Below are 16,428 nucleotides of genomic sequence, written 5' to 3'. Positions count from 1 at the left end.
CGTTCTCATTTCCGTTTCATATCCTCGCGCCGCTTTTCCGCGCGGCGCATCGTGCGATAGCTCCACGCCGCAAGCATGCCGATCGCGATCAGCGTCAGCGCATAGGCGGCAATCACATAGGGCCAATGGTCGAGCGTCTCGCGCATCAGGCGCCTTCCCCGACGGCGGCTGCAAGGTTCGGACGGGGCACAGGCGACGTATCGTCGAGCGCCCGGCGGCGCAGGCGCGCCTCGACCTGCTGCTCGGCGATCAGCGCCCGCATCCGCATCAGGACGAGCGCGCCGAACAACAGCGAGAAACCCAGCGTCGAAATAAGGAGCGGCACCAGGAAGGTCGCGTCGATCGCGCTCTTGCCGACGGTGATGGAAGGCGGCTGGTGCAGCGAGTTCCACCACACGACGCTGCGATTGATGATGGGGACGTTGATCGCTCCGACAATGCCGAAAATGGCCGCGATCTTGTGAGATCCGCCCTCGCGCGCCGCCGCCTGCGACAGGGCGATATATCCGCCATAGAGGAACAGCAGAACGAGCATCGAAGTCAGCCGCCCGTCCCATTCCCACCAGGTGCCCCAGGTCGGCCGGCCCCAGATCGAGCCGGTCGCAAGACACAGGGCGCAAAACACCATGCCGGGCACCGCAATCGCGCGCGCGGCAATGCCGGCGAGCGGATGTTTCCATATCAGCAAAGCTGCGCTGGCGATCGCGAGGCCGCCCCATCCGCCCATCCCTAGCCACGCGGCCGGCACATGCACGAACAAGATGCGCACGCTTTCCCCCATCAGCCGGTCGGGCGGGACCACCGCCAATCCCCAAGCGATAGCGCCCAGCGCGAGCGCCAACCCGCTCCAGAAAAGGAGCGGCATCAGCCACCGCGCGAGCGACAGAAAGCGTTTCGGATTGGCGTAGATATGCACGTCAATAATCCCCCTCACCAATTTAGTGTCTCAGGCGCTGGCGGCAAGGGCGCAAAAGACGCAACCGCACAGGAGATCATGTGCAAGACGGGCGTCAGCCGCGTCCGATCAGCTCCTGCGCCATCGTGTCGGCGACAATGTCAGGCGCGATGCCGTCCGCTTCGCTGGCGCGCCAGATCGTCTCGAGCCGGCCGGGGATCTGATCGATCAGCGCATGGACGTCGCTTACATCGGCTTCGCGCGAATCTCGGCGCGCCAGATATTCGGTCGCGACCGAGATGATGCCGCCGGCATTTATCACGTAGTCCGGGGCGTAGAGCGCGCCCTGTTCGAACAAAAGCTTGCCATGACGCGCGCGGGCGAGCTGGTTGTTTGCTCCGCCGGCCACGATCTGCGCCTTCAGCTTCGCAATGGTCTCTTCATTCAGGATGGCGCCAAGCGCGTTCGGGCTAAGGACATCGCATTGCACCCCGAGCACTTCGTCGGGTGCGACGACCTCGGCTCCGATTTCCTGCGCCAGCTTTTCGACGCCGTGTTTGTCGATATCGGCGAGCGTCAGCCGCGCCCCGTCCTTGGCGAGCAGCCGCGCGACGCCACCGCCGACGCTGCCCGTTCCCTGGACCGCGACATGGACGTCCTTCATGCTGTCGGTCTTGAGGCGATGCTTCACCGCCGCCTTGATGCCGAGATAGATGCCGCGTGCGGTGAACGGACCCGGATCGCCGCCGGCATTGCCCTCTCCCGAGACCGGCAGGCCCGAGACATGCGCGGTTCTCCCGGCGACCTCGACCATGTCGGCTTCGCCGATCCCGACATCTTCCGCGGTGACATAGCGGCCGCCAAGCCCTTCGACCGCATCTCCGAAGGCGGTCAGCATGTCCGGCGTCTTGGTGCGCCCCTCGTCGGCCAGGATCACCGCCTTGCCCCCGCCCATCGGCAGTCCGGCCATCGCGTTCTTGTAGCTCATCCCGCGCGACAGGCGCAGCGCATCGCGAAGGCCATCCTTGGGGTCGGGATAATGCCAGAACCGGGTGCCACCGGCGCCCGGCCCGAGATGCGTCGAATGGACCGCGATAATCGCCGTCAGGCCCGATGCCCGGTCGCGCACGACCTGGACGATCTCATGATCGTCGAAATCGGGTTCGGTCCAAAAAGCGGTCATGTGTCGGCCCCCACGAAGATAACGCGCCGAACACGACAACCGGCCTGCAAATGCCGAAGGCTGAAGGGAGAATGGGGCGATCGACGGGGTTCGAACCCGCGACCTCCGGTACCACAAACCGGCGCTCTAACCAACTGAGCTACGATCGCCACACCTATTCCCGCTCCTGCCCGGCCCTTACGCCAAGGGCCGCCGCCAAGACGCGCAAGGGCGCCGGTTTACGCGTGGCCGAAGCACGGTCAAGGCCGCTGTGAGCGGGCGCGAGCCTGTTGCATAATGCCGGGCGGTTGGGAAGTGAAAACTGCGCCGTTTGCCGCCCGACGCAAGATTGTTGCGTGCTCGGATCGTGCGCTTGCCACGTCGCGAGCGGTCGCGCAAAAAGAGGCGATGGAACAGATCGTCGAAACCGTATCGGCACGGCTCGCCTCGGCTCCGAATGTGCAGCGAGTGCCTCATTCCGGGCTGGAATTGTTCCAGGCCAAGCGCTTTCTGCCACCCGAAATGTGTGCCCGTCTGATCGCGCTGATCGATCAGGACCGCAGACCGAGCACGATCGCCGACAGCGATGGCGACGAAGCCTTCCGCACCAGCGAAACCTGCGACCTCGATCCGACCAATGCGGTCGCCAGGGAACTGGAAGAACGTCTCTTCGCACTCAACGGGATCGATCCGGCGCATGGCGAACCGATCCAGGGACAGCGCTATGCTATGGGACAGGAATTCAAGGCGCATACCGATTATTTCGAGCCGCACGGTCAGGATTACGAGCAATTCTGCGCGGTTTCGGGCCAGCGCACCTGGACGTTCATGATCTATCTCAACGCCGTCGAAGCCGGCGGCGCAACCCGTTTCAAGGTCTTGGGCAAGACGTTCCAGCCGGAGCAGGGCAAACTCCTGTGCTGGAACAATCGCCTCCCCGACGGAGGCGTCAATCCGGCAACACTGCACCACGGAATGAAGGTGCGCCGCGGCGTCAAATATATCATCACCAAATGGTATCGCGAACGGCCGTGGGGATAATCGCCCCCGCGCGGCACTGAAAACCTGGCAGAAACGAAAAAGGCGGCCCCGTCGGACCGCCCCTCCCATGCACCCTTGAGGATGCAAAGCGTGTCGCCGCTTACTTCTTGAGGCTGAGCCCACCGAAGCGCTTGTTGAAGGCAGCGACGCGGCCGCCTTCCTGAAGCTGCTGCTTGCCGCCGGTCCAGGCCGGGTGGCTGGTGGGGTCGATGTCGAGCGACAGGGTGTCGCCCTCGCTACCCCAGGTCGAGCGGGTCTGAAACTCGGTGCCATCGGTCATCTTGACCGTGATCATATGATATTCGGGGTGCCCATCGGTTTTCATGACATATTCCTTAGAAGCTTGAGCCGGTTCCGACCGGCGGTGCTATGAAACGGGAAGAAGCGCGCCAGATAGAGCGCTGCGGAGAAAATGCAACCATCTGTGTGGCCACGTCGCCCGCGCCGGTTCAGGAAGGCGGATCGGCGATCATCGCGGTGAACTCGGTATCGCAGGTGGTCTTGCCCTCGACACTCGCTCGGCCCTTAAATTTGTAGATCGTGCGCCGTTGCTGCAGGAACTCGACTTCGAGATCGAGCAGGCAACCGGGCTTGACCGGCGAGCGGAACTTGGCGCTGTCGATCCCCATGAAGATGACCAGCTTACCGGTGCCGGCAAGCTCGAGCGTTTCGATACCGAGGATCGCTGCGGCCTGAGCCAGCGCCTCGATCTGCAACACGCCGGGCATGATCGGCGCGCCGGGGAAGTGACCCTGGAAGAATTCCTCGTTCATGGTCACCGCCTTGACCGCGTGAATGCGCTCGTTCAGATGCAGCGCCTTCACCCGGTCGACCAGCAACAGCGGATAGCGATGCGGCAGGGCCTTCAGGACCTTGTGAATGTCGTAATCGATGTCTTGCGACATATCCGAAGTGTCGCTCATGCCCTGCCCCTTTTCGTGCTGCGCGAAATCGAGGTCAGCGACCCGCGGGTGCCTGCGGCTGTTGCTGTTGCTGTTGCTGGCCCTGCTGCTGCTGGATCAGCTGTGCGGTCAGCAGCGTTTGCTGGATCTGCTGGAAAATCTGCGCCGCATTGCGGTTGGGTCGATAATTGGCCGGCGGGACGATCTGGACCGAAGGCACGCGGGTGTTGAGCGCGGCGGTGATCTGATCGGTGATGTCGGCGCCCTCGGCGGCGAACTGGATCGTGTCGGGGACCAGCACCATGACGATCTGCTGCTGCGTGGTCACGTCGGTCAGAGCGGTGCCGTACTGCGCCAGGATCTGCTCGACGGCATAGACCCGCGCTGCGTTCACCTGGTTGGTGATCGCCGCCACTTCCTGTTCCAGCGTCTGGATCTGCGCGAAGTTCGACGCCTGCTGTACCGCGGGCAGCTCGTTGTCTTCGAGCTGGCCATTGCCGTTCGTATCGAACGGCTGAAGCAGCGTCGTCAGCTCCTGCTGCTTCGCCTGGCGCTGTTCGATCTGTGCCGCATAGGTCGTGCCGATCTGCTGATAGGCGTTCTGCAAAGCGCTCGAACCGATGATCGCGCGGCCGATATCGGCGGTGGCGACCCGGCCTTGAACCTGCGCGGCGGCGGGCGCCGAAGCGGTTGCGGCGAGCGCGCAGGCAGCAAAACCGGTGGCGGCGAGAAATTTGGAAAGACGTGTCATTAGAATTGAGTTCCTACGTTGAACGTGAGCAATTTATCATCGTCCCCCTCGACCTTGCGAATGGTCTGCGCAAGGTCGATGCGGAACGGACCGAAGGGTGAGTTCCAGTTGACCCCGAAGCCGGCGGTGATGCGCGGGCTGGGCGAATCGCCGAGGAAAATCTCGCGGATTGCGCTGCCCTGACGGATCAGGCGGGTATTGGGCGTGACCCCATCGTCGGCGAAGGGATCGGTCGTCACCTCGCCGGTATCGGCGCTGAGAAACAGCGGATTGCCGCCGCTGTCGAGCTGCGGAAGCCCGGTCGGGTTATCCTGCAGGATCGGCGTCTCGACATCCCACAGGGCGCCGATATCGACGAATACCGAAGGTCGCAATCCAAGCTCGCGAGCGCCGCTTCCCAGCGGCAATTCGAGTTCGGCACGCGCGAGATAGTAGTTGCGGCCTCCCAGCGAATCGTCGCGAATTCGTTCGCGGTCGGTAATCAGGGTCGGATTGCCGTCTTCGTCGATCACCGGATTGTTCTGGGCATCGAGAATGTAACGCTGCGTCAGCACGCGCGGGCCGACGCCGCGAATGTCGAAGCCGCGAAATTGCGGTTCGCCGAGGAAGAAACGGTCGGTCAACAGGATGTCGTCGACCCCATCGCCCGGTTCGCCGCGCTCCTGCAGCGGGAAGATCGTTCCTCCCTCTACCGCGACCGAAAAGATGAAGCCCGACCGCGCGATGTTCCAGAATTGCTGGGCACGGCCGCGCATGCGCAGATAGCGCACATCGCCGCCCAAACCGGCGAACTCGGTGCTGAACGAGACCAGTCGTCCGCGGGTCGGTCGGAAGCCGGAATTGAGCGTGTTGTAATTCAGGCTCAGCCCGACAATCGAACTCAGACGATTGCCCAGCTGATCGCACAGGAAGCGTCCGGCGAGCAGCGGGTCGCATTCGAGATCGCCATCGCCGTCGAGATCGGAGAAAAACAGGTTCTCGTCGAGGCTGACCTCGTCGTAATTGAGCGTATAGCTGCCGACCAGCGACATGAATTCGGTCAGCGGGACACCGAGCCGCACCGCACCGCCGGTGGTCGCCTGTTCGAAGGTCGTGTTGCGATCGTTGCCGAAGCGATTGAAGCTGTTGAAGTCGCGCCGATAGAGATCGCCGCCCGCGGAAAGATTGCGGTCGAGCACGTAAGGTTCGGTGAAGCTGACCTGCGCCGAACGGGAGAATTGCGAATAGTTGAGCGACAGACCGATAGTCTGGCCGCGCCCGCGGAAATTGCGCTGACGAATGCTGCCGGCAAGAATGAACCGCTCGATCGAGGAGAAGCCGGCCGAAAACTGCAATTCGCCGGTCGGCTGTTCCTCGACATTGGCCTCGAGCACGATCCGGTCGGGGGCCGAACCCTCGACCTGGTTAACCTCGAAATTCTCCTGGAAATAGCCCAGCGAGTTGATCCGCGCGGTGGTCCGCTGCACGCCGAGCGAATTGAACGCATCGCCTTCGGACAGGCGAAACTCGCGCCGGATGACCTTGTCCTGGGTCAGCGTATTGCCATTGACGTCGACCCGCTCGACATAGACGCGCGGCGCCTGGCGCAGGACGAAGGTGATATCCATCGTCAGATCGTCGGGATTGCGATCGAAGCGCGGCTGAACGTCGGCAAAGGCGTAGCCGAAGCGCCCGGCAAGCTCGGTCAGCGATTCGACCGTATCCTCGACCGATTTCGCATTGTAGAATTCTTCCTGACGGATCGCGAGCGTTGCGGCGAGCTGATCGCTGTCGAAATCGCGCAGCTGGCTTTCAACCTCGATGTCGCCGAATTTGTAGCGCTCGCCCTCTTCGACGACATAGGTGATGATGAAGTCGCGCTGGTCGGGCGTCAGCTCGGCGACGGCGGAGACGACGCGGAAGTCGGCATAGCCTTCGGTCAGATAGAACTGGCGCAGCTTCTGCTGATCGAACGCCAGGCGATCGGGGTCGTAGCTGGTATTGCTGCTGAAGAAGCGGAAGAAGCGCGCCTGCTTCGTCACCATCTCGCCGCGCAGCTCGTTGTCGGAGAACTCCTCGTTGCCGATCACGTTGATCTGGCGGACGCGCGACTTCGGGCCCTCGGTAATCTCGAATACGATGTCGACGCGGTTTTGCGGAAGCTGCACCATCTGCGGCTCGACCGTGGCGGCAAACCGGCCCTGACGCTTGTAGAGCTCGATGATGCGGGCAACGTCAGCGCGCACCTTGGACCGGGTGAAGATCTGGCGCGGGGCAAGCCGGATTTCGGGCAGGATCTTGTCGTTGTCGAGCCGGTCGTTCCCTTCGAGAACGATGCGGTTGATGACCGGATTTTCGGTCACCGTGATGACAACGTTGCCATTGTCGTTGCGGATCGAGAAATCAGCGAACAGTTCGGTCGCGCCCAGATCCTTCAGCGCCTCGTCGGCGGCGGCGGAGGTGTATTCCTGGCCGACGCGCAGGCGAATATAGGAAAGAATGGTGGTGGGCTCGAGACGCTCGGCGCCCTCGACACTGATCGAGCGGATGGTGTTGGCCGCAGGTGCTGGGGCGGGCGCGGGTGCGGGCGTTGGCGTTTCACCTTGCGCCGGGGTCGTCTGCGCCGGGGCCGTTGCCGCCGGCTCCTCGTCGCCCGCATCCTGCGCCAAAGCGGAGAACGGCACGCCCGCCAGCATGGTCGCGCCCGTCAGGGCAAAAGCGAACCGTCCGGCGGCGTTCCTGGAAGAAACAGGCGCCGCGCCTGTCTGGTCACATCGATACATGAAGAAAACCGTTCCCGTCCAAACCCGTGTGCGGGGCGCAAGGCCCGTAGCCTTGCTTTCAAACCGGCAGTCCTCACCGGCTCAACCCAGAATATTCGACCCGCCTCGCGTCCCCTTCGCGGGCCCCGCCTTTGCCCATGCCGGAAGCGCGGGTCAAGCGGGCTGGCCGGCCTTTGAACGGCCAATTCGAGGCCGTCCGTTGCCTATCCCAGGCGAGCCGTCCGAACGACGCGGTAGGCCATTCGGTCTCAGTGCCCGGAATGCGCGCTCAACTGCCGAAAAGCGGCAGCGAGATCACATCGTTCACGGTGACCACCACCATGAACACCAGCACGACGGCGATACCCGTACGGTAGGCCCATTCCGTCGCCTGCGGCCCGACCGGTTTGCGGCGGATCGCCTCGGCGGCATAGAACGCAAGGTGCCCGCCATCGAGCGCGGGGATTGGCAAGAAATTGATGAATGCCAAATTAAGCGAAATCAGCGCGGCGAAATTGATGAAGGCGACGAGGCCCAAGCTCATCTGTTCGCCGGAAAACTTCGCAATCTTTACCGGCCCACCCAGCTCTTCGATCGAGCGGTCGCCGGTGATGATCTGGCGAATGCCGGTGACCATCATCACCGTCACTTCCCAGCAACGCTCGGTCGCAAGCGGGATCGATTCGAGGACACCCACGTCCTCGAACACATATTCGCCGCCCGCCGGGGCCACGCCGATCTGGCCGATGACGCTGATATTGCCGAAATTGTCGCTTTCCTCGATCCGCGCGGCGGTGACGGGCAATTCGAGAGTTTCGTCATCGCGGGCAACGCTCAATACCATGGCGCGGCCGGGATGAAGCATCACTTCGGTGCGGATCGCGTCGAAATCGGCGACCGGTTCGCCGTCGATCGCGACGATCGTGTCGCCCACTTCGAGGCCCGCCTCTTCGGCGGCGGAACCGGGCGCGAAGGCGCCGACGGTGCGCGAATCCTCCGCGCCGGCGATGGTCGGATTGCCGTAGATGACGAAAAAGGCGGCGAAGATACCGATCGCTACCATCAAATTGGTGACCGGCCCCGCGGCGACGATCAGCGCGCGTTTCCATAAAGCGGCGCTCTGGAACGCGCCTTCTTCTCCTGCGGATACCGAAGCATCGGGGACGCTGGCAGGATTCATGTCGCCCTTGAACTGAACGTAGCCGCCCAAGGGAAGAACGGAGAGCCGCCACCGCGTGCCGCGCCTGTCGGTGAAGCCCGCGATCTCGCGCCCGAAACCGACCGAGAACGCCTCGGCCTTCACGCCGAACAGCCGCCCCACCAGGTAATGACCAAGCTCGTGAACGGTAACCAAGGGCCCCAGCAACAGCAGGAAGCCGGCGAGGTACATCCAGAACGGGGGCTGATCAAACACGGGGGCCGGTCTCCACGATGGTCTGCGCCTGTCTGCGCCCGGCGCGATCGACGGCGAGCACTTCGTCCAGATTTTGCGGACGCGGCGGCAGGTTGCTGGTTTGCAGGGTTTCCTCCACCACTGCCGCAATGCGTGTGAACGCGATCTGACCGGCGAGAAAGGCGGCGACCGCGATCTCGTTCGCCGCATTCAGCACGGCTGGCGCAGCCCCGCCCGCCTGGATCGCCTCGCGCGCGATCCGGGTTGCGGGAAAGCGCTCTTCGTCCGGCGCAAAAAAGGTGAGTTCGCCCATCGCGGCAAGGTCAAGCGGAGCGAGCGGCGTTTCCATGCGCGCGGGCCAGGCGAGGCAAGAGGCGATCGGCACGCGCATATCCGATGGGCCGAGCTGCGCGAGCGTCGAGCGATCGCGATATTCGACCATCGAGTGGATGACGCTTTGAGGATGAACGACGATGGCGAGACGATCGAGCCCAACCGGAAACAGGTGATGCGCCTCAATGTACTCGAGGCCCTTGTTCATCATCGTCGCGCTGTCGACGCTGATCTTCGCGCCCATCGACCAGTTCGGGTGGGCCACCGCCTGTTCCGGCGTGGCCGCCTCGATCGCGGACATGTCCCATTCGCGAAAAGGACCACCGCTCGCGGTCAGGGTGATACGCGCGACGTCCTCGATCCGGCTGCCGGAGAGGCACTGAAATATGGCGTTGTGCTCGCTATCGGTCGGCAGAAGGGTCGCGCCGTGCTCGGCCACGGCGGCGATCATCACTTCGCCGGCGGACACCAGCGCCTCCTTGTTGGCGAGCGCGATCGTGCCGCCGCGCTCGATCGCCTGCATGACGGGGCCGAGGCCCGCACAGCCGACGATTGCCGCAACGGTCAGGTCGATCGGCCGCGCCGCGGCATCGCACAGGGCCGCCGCGCCGCCCGCCGCCTCGATCCCGCTCCCTGCGAGCGCCTCGCGCAGCTCGGGAAGGCAGCTCTCATCGCCCACGACCGCAAGCTTCGCATCGAACTCGCGTGCCAGCTCGGCAAGCTGCGCTGCGCTGCAATGGGCGGTCAGCGCCTCGACCCGCCACGCCTCTCGCTCGCGCCGGATCAGGTCGAGCGTCGATGCCCCGATCGAACCGGTTGCCCCGAGGATCGTCAGGCTCCGCGTCATTGCAGCCCTAGATAGGCCGGTACGACCGCGACCAGGAACAGGACGAAGAACACCATGATGAACCCGTCGAGCCGATCGAACAGGCCGCCATGCCCGGGAATGAGTCTGCCCGAATCCTTCACCCCGGCGCGCCGCTTCATCCAGCTTTCGAAAAGATCGCCAGCTTGCGCGAGGATCGCGACGAGCGATCCCGTCAATGCGGCCAGCGCAATGGCGAGCGGGGTGTAGCCCGGCCCGGAGGCGGCCCCGAGATCCGCCACTTCGATTGTGATCAACACCAGACTTGCCGCCACCATTCCCCCGAACAGCCCCGCCCAGGTCTTGGAGGGGCTGACCGCCGGGATAAGCTTGGGCCCGCCGATTGTGCGCCCTGCAAAATAGGCGCCGACATCGACAGCCACGACCGGGGCGAGAAAAACCAGCAGGACGGTCCACATATCGTAATTGAGACGAACCTGGATCACAGCCAGCGCCGCCGCGCCCACATAGAGCGCGCCGAGAAATTGCCAGGCGACTTCGCTCATCGGCGACACGCCGAATTCGCGCGTCAGCAGGTTCCATTCCCACAGGACGAGTCCGGCGAGCAACACCACGAAGGCGATCCACGGCCAGCCGCCGAACCACAGCGCGATGATCGCGAGACCCGCCATGAAGACGCCCGACACCAACCGGACAGGCAGATCGTTCATCGCGCCGGCGGCAGCCACCGGCGGCGGATCGAGGGACGGGCGGTCACCGTCCGCCATAACGTCGCTCCCTAGAGGCGAAATTGTCGAGCGCCTGTGTCAGATGGGCGGGCTGGAAATCCGGCCACAGTGTGTCGACGAACAGCATCTCGGCATAGGCCGCCTGCCACAGCAAAAAGTTCGACAGGCGGATCTCCCCGCTCGTGCGGATCAGCAGGTCGAGCGGCGGCAGGTCGCGCGTATCGAGATGGGCCGCGATCGTTTCGGGCGTGATCGATCCCTCCTTCGCCGCCTTGGCAGCGGCGCGGGCGATCTCGCTTTGCGAGCCGTAATTGAGGGCGACCGCCAGCCGCTTCGTGCCGTTCGCGGTTTGCGCCAGCGCGTCGCGCAGCATGTCGACGATGTCCGGCGCCAGCGCTTCCCAGTCGCCAATGATCTTCAGCTTGACGTCGTTGGCGATGAATTCGGGCAGATCCGATTTGATGAAGCGGCGCATGAGGTTCATCAGGTCGTCGACCTCGTCCTCGGAGCGTTTCCAGTTCTCGCTGCTGAAGGCATAGAGGGTCAGGCATTCGAGGCGCATCGGCTCCAGGGCGCGCACCAGTCGCCGCACCGCTTCGACCCCGCGCTGATGTCCAATGGCGCGCGGAAGCCCGCGCTTTCTCGCCCAGCGGCCGTTGCCGTCCATGATGATGGCGACATGCCTCGCGCCGCCGCCGCCCCCTTCCCCGCCCGGTGCCCCGTGCGTGGTAGCTTCGTCAGGATATGATGCAGGGCTGTCGCCCATGCGCTCTCCCATCGCATCCACCTTGGCGCAGCTTACTGCGTCAGGATCTCCTGGACCTTCTTCTCGACCGCCGCATCGATATCGGCAATGTGCTTGTCGGTCATCTTCTGCACCTCGTCCTCGAGCCGTTTGCGCTCGTCTTCGGAGATTTCCTTCTTCTTTTCGTCGGCCTTTAGAGATTCCATCCCATCGCGCCGGACGTTGCGCACGGCGATCTTGGCCTTCTCGCCATATTCGCCGGCCAGCTTGGCCAAGTCCTTGCGCCGCTCTTCGGTAAGGTCGGGCATCGGCAGGCGGATGGTCTGGCCGTCGGTCATCGGATTGAGCCCGAGATTGGCTTTGGTGATCCCCTTCTCGACCGCGCTGACATTGCTCTTGTCCCACACCTGGACCGCCAGCATGCGTGGTTCGGGCGCGTTGACCGTCGCAACCTGCGATATCGGCATCATCGAGCCGTAGACTTCGACCACCACTGGGTCGAGCAGGCTGGTATTGGCGCGTCCGGTGCGCAGGCCGGAAAGATCGCCTTTCAGCGATTCCACCGCGCCATCCATCCGGCGCTCGATGTCGGCCTTGTCATATTGCGGCATAGTCTATGTCTCTTCTTATCAGTCTTTGCGAACAATGGTTTGCGTGCCCTCGCCCGCCAGCACGCGCGCGACATTGCCTTTTTCGCGGATCGAGAAGACCACTATCGGAATGTCGTTCTCGCGGCAAAGGGCAACCGCGGTGGCGTCCATAACCTTGAGGTTGTCGGAAAGCACGCGGTCGTAGGAAATCGTTTCGAAACGGCGCGCTTGCGGGTTGTGCTTGGGATCGCTGTCATAGACCCCGTCGACGCTGGTTCCTTTCAGCAGCGCATCGCAATTCATCTCCGCTGCACGTAAGGCGGCGCCGGTGTCAGTGGTGAAGAACGGGTTGCCGGTGCCCGCGGCGAAGATCACGATCCGGCCCTTCTCAAGATGCCGTTCGGCACGCCTGCGGATATAGGGCTCGCACACGCTGGCCATCGGGATCGCGCTCTGCACCCGGGTCTGGACGCCCAGCTGTTCGAGCGCATTCTGCATGGCCAGCGCGTTCATCACCGTGGCCAGCATGCCCATGTAATCGCCCGTCGTGCGGTCGAGCCCCTTGGCCGCCGCGCTGATGCCGCGAAAGATATTGCCCCCGCCGATCACCAGGCAGACTTCGAGCCCTGCCTCGCGCGCCGCCTTCACCTCCTCGGCCAGCCGCGCGACATAGGCGGGGTCGATCCCGTATTCCAGCTCTCCCATCAAGACCTCGCCCGAAAGCTTGAGCAGGACACGCTTGATTTCGGGTAAGGGCATGGGAAAGGCGGGCTCCAAGCGAAGGGGCGGCGGCAGGGTGCGCGATGGCCGCGTGTATCGGCGGCGTTCCCCGCTGCCAAGGGGATAAGCGGGGCAATTGGCGGTTTGGCGGGTTACTTCGACGGCTCAGATCGGTGCTTTTGCGACATGCCCCACGAAAAAGGCCGCCGCAGCGCTGTGCTGCGACGGCCTTCGTTCTTGCCGTAATTCTTAGGAAGCTGGCCTCAACCGCCGACGGCTGCCGCGACTTCCGCGGCGAAGTCGCTCTCTTCCTTCTCGATGCCTTCGCCCAGCTGATAGCGGACATAATCGGTCAGCTTTACGCTGCCGCCATTTTCCTTGCCGAACTTCGCGACCGTGTCCTCGACGCTGGTCTTGTTGTCCATGACGAACATCTGCGACAGCAGCGCGTTCTCCTTGGCGTATTTCTTGACCGCGCCTTCGACCATCTTTTCCTGCACCGCTTCGGGTTTGCCGCTTTCGGCGGCTTTTTCCTGCGCGATCTTGCGTTCACGCTCGATGATCGCCGGATCGAGGCTCTCGGCATCAAGCGCCTGTGGGAACATCGAGGCGATGTGCATGGCAAGCTGCTTGCCCAGCGGCTCGAGCGTGTCGGCGGAGAGATCGCTTTCGAGCGCAACCAGCACACCGATCTTGCCGAGACCCTCGGCAGCGGCGTTGTGGACGTAGGACGTGATCGCGCCCTGCGACACCGAGACCGTCTTCATGCGGCGGATCTGCTGGTTCTCGCCGATCGTCGCGATGTTGTCGGTCAACTTGTCCGACACGCTGCCGCCGCCGGGATAATCGGCCGCCTTCAGCGCCTCGACATCGTCATTGTCGAGGGTCAGCGCGACTTTGGTCACCGTGCGCACGAAGGCCTGGAACTTGTCGTTCTTTGCGACGAAGTCGGTTTCCGAATTAACCTCGACCGCGACACCCTTGGTGCCTTCCACGGCGACGCCAACGAGGCCCTCGGCCGCGGTGCGGCTCGACTTCTTCTGCGCGGTGGCGAGACCCTTGGCGCGCAGGGCGTCGACCGCCGCGTCGAGATCGCCATCGGCTTCGCTCAAGGCCTTTTTCGCGTCCATCATGCCCGCTCCGGACATTTCGCGCAGTTTCTTCACATCGGCGGCAGTGAAATTCGCCATCGGATTTTCCTTTGCAATAACGGAGGTTCGAGCGCCGGGGCGTCCCGGCGCGCTAATATCATCTTGTGACAGGCCGCTTACGAAGCGGCGTGCTGCGGAGCTAGCCGCGATCAGGCGCTTTCGGCAGGCGCGGTGTGCTCTTCGTTCACCGGAACCTGCGGCGTCGCATCTCCCGCGGGCGGGGTTTCGGACGCGCCGAAATCCTCACCGGATTCCTCGACCGCACGTCCGCGCCCGGCATTGGCCGCATCGCCGATCGCCTGGCAGTAAAGCCGCACCGCGCGCGCTGCATCGTCGTTGCCGGGGACCGGGAACGCGATGCCGCTCGGATCGACATTGGTGTCGAGCACCGCGATCACCGGGATGCCGAGCACGGCGGCTTCCTTGATCGCGAGATCTTCCTTGTTGGCATCGATCACGAACATCACGTCGGGAATGCCGCCCATATCGCGGATACCGCCGAGCGACATTTCGAGTTTGTCGCGCTCACGGGTGAGCTGAAGGACTTCCTTCTTGGTGAAGCCGCTGGTGTCGCCGCCGAGCTGCTCCTCGAGGGTCTTGAGACGCTTGATCGAGCCGCTGATCGTCTTCCAGTTGGTGAGCATGCCGCCCAGCCAGCGATGGTTGACGAAATGCTGACCTGACTGACGCGCGGCTTCGGCGATCGGCTCCTGCGCCTGACGCTTGGTGCCGACGAACAGCACCTTGCCGCCGGCGCGCACGGTCTGCTCGACGAAATCGAGTGCGCGCGCAAAGAGCGGCACGGTCTGCGACAGGTCGATGATGTGGACACCGTTGCGCGCGCCGAAGATATACGGCTTCATGCGCGGGTTCCAGCGGTGGGTCTGGTGGCCGAAATGCGATCCGGCCTCGATCAATTGCTGCATCGTGACGGTGGTGGCCGCCATAGGTAATTCCTTTCCGGTTGTTCCTCTGGAAGGCCGGGGAGACTGCCTGAACGGAAATTCCGCGCCGGGCAGCACCGGTATGTGTGGCCAACCATGTGAATTTCGCCCGGCTTCGACCATGCGCTGATTCGCAAAGCCGGTTCGAGCGATGGCGGGGCACATAGAGACGCCCGCCCACAAAATCCAGTGGCAAAAGACCATTCGGGAACACAAGCGGAACAAATCGCTTGACCGCGCAGAACATCTGAGGAACAACGCGTAAGGAACAAACATGGAACAATAGACGGGGCGCCGCGCCCCAGCGAGGAAACCGCTATGCTGATCGCGATGACCATCACCTGCCTGTTTGCAATCGTAGGCATTGCGAGCGCGCTCAGCCTGCTAGATACCGCGATGCGCACCCGGTTCGCCTATCGCGCGCTGTCGCAAGACCGCACCTTGCTGCGTATGGGCTTCGTCAATCAGCTTCCCGCCCAGGACCAGCGTCTGCGTTCGTGCGGCGTTCGTCCTGCACGTCGCAGCATGCGGCGACGTCCTAGTCTGGGCGGGACGAGCGCGCTGAAACCGGCTCCCCTGTTCGGCTAAGCGGGAGCGGCCCGAAACTAGCTGTCTTTAGAAGCTGCCAGGCGCTCTCGGCGACGGCGCTTGACGTTGCCATAACGGATCAGCGCCAAGGGCATCAGCGCGAGGTAGCCCACGCTGATCGCGGTCAGGGTCCACCAGGGTTCCAAGAGAAGCGCTGCAAAGGCGATTGCGACAAAAGCGATCAACCACAGGCGAATGTCGCGCTGGGGCCGGATCGCGGTCCAGCTGAACGTCGCCATGTTCGAGATGAAGAGCACCGCGATCGCCGCGACCCATAGCGTATTGAGCAGCGGATCGCGTGCGAGCTCCGCCCCGGTTTCGAGCCAGATATAGATCGGCATGAAGGCTAGGCCCGCACCCACCGGCGCGGGAACGCCGGTCAGGAAGCCAGCCGATTTATGCGGCTGATCGGTCACATCAATGCGCGCGTTGAACCGTGCCAGTCGTAAAGCGCAACAGATTGCGAAAGCGAGCGCTGCAAACCATCCGAAGCGTTCGAAATCCTGGAGCACCCACAAGAACAGGATGATTGCCGGCGCCATTCCAAAGGACAAAGAATCGGCAAGGCTGTCGAGCTCCGCACCAAACCGCGACTGCGCATTGAGCAAGCGGGCTATGCGCCCGTCGAGCCCGTCCAGGATCCCCGCGAGCACGATCGCCAGGATCGCGAAACGCCAGTTCTCGTCGATCGCGAAGCGGATACCGGTCAGACCGGAGCACAAAGCCGCCGCGGTGATTGCATTGGGCAGCATTGCCCGCAGGGTAAGCCCGGTGCCTTCGTTCTCGTCGTCGACCTCGTCTTCGTGGGCGCCGGCCCGCGCGGGCTCGAACCCACTCGCAACCAAATCATCGCTATCGTCTTCCGATGCCTTGGGTCCAAGCCGCGCGCCGCCGCGCCCGCGAGGTGTTCGCGCATTC

General features: G+C 63.6%; 18 protein-coding genes and 1 tRNA gene. 2 read left to right on the top strand and 17 right to left on the bottom strand.

Translation table 11 applies throughout. The annotated features are described in order from the left end of the window. Positions 1–5: 5 nt before the first annotated feature. The 4 genes from ccmD to V2I30_RS02670 all read right to left on the bottom strand — a co-directional run bounded on the left by ccmD (position 6) and on the right by V2I30_RS02670 (position 2,227). Positions 6–146 (bottom strand): heme exporter protein CcmD, encoded by a 141-nt coding sequence (ccmD, locus tag V2I30_RS02685; protein WP_330660508.1) that lies wholly within the window; start codon positions 144–146, stop codon positions 6–8. Beyond that, positions 146–916, bottom strand: coding sequence for a heme ABC transporter permease CcmC (ccmC, locus tag V2I30_RS02680; protein WP_330660559.1), 771 nt, complete (start codon positions 914–916; stop codon positions 146–148). The genes ccmD and ccmC overlap by 1 nt, the downstream gene beginning before the upstream one ends. A gap of 94 nt (positions 917–1,010) precedes the next feature. Beyond that, positions 1,011–2,078: a Leu/Phe/Val dehydrogenase gene (locus tag V2I30_RS02675; protein ID WP_330660507.1), complete on the bottom strand. Its 1,068-nt coding sequence runs from the start codon at positions 2,076–2,078 to the stop codon at positions 1,011–1,013. A gap of 72 nt (positions 2,079–2,150) precedes the next feature. Beyond that, positions 2,151–2,227, bottom strand: a tRNA-His gene (locus V2I30_RS02670). A 238-nt stretch (positions 2,228–2,465) separates the two neighbouring features. On the opposite strand from V2I30_RS02670, the gene V2I30_RS02665 reads away from it, so the two are divergent. Further along, the gene (locus V2I30_RS02665) at positions 2,466–3,098 is read left to right on the top strand and encodes a prolyl hydroxylase family protein (protein ID WP_330660506.1); all 633 of its coding nucleotides are present in this window, start codon (positions 2,466–2,468) and stop codon (positions 3,096–3,098) included. A 100-nt stretch (positions 3,099–3,198) separates the two neighbouring features. Here the strand turns inward: V2I30_RS02665 and rpmE are convergent, their stop codons facing one another. From rpmE to rpsB, 12 genes are all read right to left on the bottom strand, one after another. Further along, positions 3,199–3,423 (bottom strand): 50S ribosomal protein L31, encoded by a 225-nt coding sequence (gene rpmE, locus V2I30_RS02660; RefSeq protein ID WP_330660505.1) that lies wholly within the window; start codon positions 3,421–3,423, stop codon positions 3,199–3,201. Positions 3,424–3,547: 124 nt separating this feature from the next. Then, positions 3,548–4,021 carry a 3-hydroxyacyl-ACP dehydratase FabZ gene (fabZ, locus tag V2I30_RS02655; RefSeq protein ID WP_330660504.1) on the bottom strand — a complete coding sequence of 158 codons (474 nt, stop codon included), beginning with the start codon at positions 4,019–4,021 and terminating at the stop codon, positions 3,548–3,550. A gap of 34 nt (positions 4,022–4,055) precedes the next feature. Beyond that, positions 4,056–4,751 carry an OmpH family outer membrane protein gene (locus V2I30_RS02650; RefSeq protein WP_330660503.1) on the bottom strand — a complete coding sequence of 232 codons (696 nt, stop codon included), beginning with the start codon at positions 4,749–4,751 and terminating at the stop codon, positions 4,056–4,058. Then, positions 4,751–7,513, bottom strand: a complete 2,763-nt coding sequence (gene bamA, locus V2I30_RS02645) for an outer membrane protein assembly factor BamA (RefSeq protein ID WP_330660502.1) — start codon at positions 7,511–7,513, stop codon at positions 4,751–4,753. The genes V2I30_RS02650 and bamA overlap by 1 nt, the downstream gene beginning before the upstream one ends. A gap of 268 nt (positions 7,514–7,781) precedes the next feature. Continuing rightward, a complete protein-coding gene (rseP, locus tag V2I30_RS02640) occupies positions 7,782–8,906 on the bottom strand; it encodes an RIP metalloprotease RseP (RefSeq protein WP_442896887.1) in 1,125 nt (374 codons plus the stop codon). Then, positions 8,899–10,065, bottom strand: a complete 1,167-nt coding sequence (gene dxr, locus V2I30_RS02635) for a 1-deoxy-D-xylulose-5-phosphate reductoisomerase (protein ID WP_330660501.1) — start codon at positions 10,063–10,065, stop codon at positions 8,899–8,901. Before dxr ends, rseP begins: the two co-directional genes overlap by 8 nt. Continuing rightward, the gene (locus V2I30_RS02630) at positions 10,062–10,811 is read right to left on the bottom strand and encodes a phosphatidate cytidylyltransferase (protein WP_330660500.1); all 750 of its coding nucleotides are present in this window, start codon (positions 10,809–10,811) and stop codon (positions 10,062–10,064) included. The genes dxr and V2I30_RS02630 overlap by 4 nt, the downstream gene beginning before the upstream one ends. Beyond that, the gene (gene uppS / locus V2I30_RS02625; protein WP_330660557.1) at positions 10,798–11,439 is read right to left on the bottom strand and encodes a polyprenyl diphosphate synthase; all 642 of its coding nucleotides are present in this window, start codon (positions 11,437–11,439) and stop codon (positions 10,798–10,800) included. The genes V2I30_RS02630 and uppS overlap by 14 nt, the downstream gene beginning before the upstream one ends. A 131-nt stretch (positions 11,440–11,570) precedes the next feature. Next, positions 11,571–12,128, bottom strand: a complete 558-nt coding sequence (frr, locus tag V2I30_RS02620) for a ribosome recycling factor (RefSeq protein WP_330660499.1) — start codon at positions 12,126–12,128, stop codon at positions 11,571–11,573. 18 nt (positions 12,129–12,146) lie between these two features. Then, positions 12,147–12,866, bottom strand: a complete 720-nt coding sequence (pyrH, locus tag V2I30_RS02615; RefSeq protein WP_330660498.1) for a UMP kinase — start codon at positions 12,864–12,866, stop codon at positions 12,147–12,149. Positions 12,867–13,090: 224 nt separating this feature from the next. Further along, on the bottom strand, positions 13,091–14,017 hold the full coding sequence (gene tsf / locus V2I30_RS02610; RefSeq protein ID WP_330660497.1) for a translation elongation factor Ts: 927 nt from the start codon (positions 14,015–14,017) through the stop codon (positions 13,091–13,093). Positions 14,018–14,127: 110 nt separating this feature from the next. Next, positions 14,128–14,925: a 30S ribosomal protein S2 gene (rpsB, locus tag V2I30_RS02605; protein WP_330660496.1), complete on the bottom strand. Its 798-nt coding sequence runs from the start codon at positions 14,923–14,925 to the stop codon at positions 14,128–14,130. 315 nt (positions 14,926–15,240) lie between these two features. Between rpsB and V2I30_RS02600 the strand changes: the two genes are divergently transcribed. After that, the gene (locus V2I30_RS02600) at positions 15,241–15,510 is read left to right on the top strand and encodes a hypothetical protein (RefSeq protein WP_330660495.1); all 270 of its coding nucleotides are present in this window, start codon (positions 15,241–15,243) and stop codon (positions 15,508–15,510) included. Positions 15,511–15,527: 17 nt separating this feature from the next. Here the strand turns inward: V2I30_RS02600 and pssA are convergent, their stop codons facing one another. Next, positions 15,528–16,355 carry a CDP-diacylglycerol--serine O-phosphatidyltransferase gene (gene pssA, locus V2I30_RS02595; RefSeq protein ID WP_442896886.1) on the bottom strand — a complete coding sequence of 276 codons (828 nt, stop codon included), beginning with the start codon at positions 16,353–16,355 and terminating at the stop codon, positions 15,528–15,530. Between the last annotated feature and the right edge of the window lie 73 nt (positions 16,356–16,428).

This window comes from Erythrobacter sp. (genome assembly GCF_036351135.1).
Lineage (GTDB): Bacteria > Pseudomonadota > Alphaproteobacteria > Sphingomonadales > Sphingomonadaceae > Erythrobacter.
This window is presented reverse-complemented; position numbering and strand designations above follow the sequence as displayed.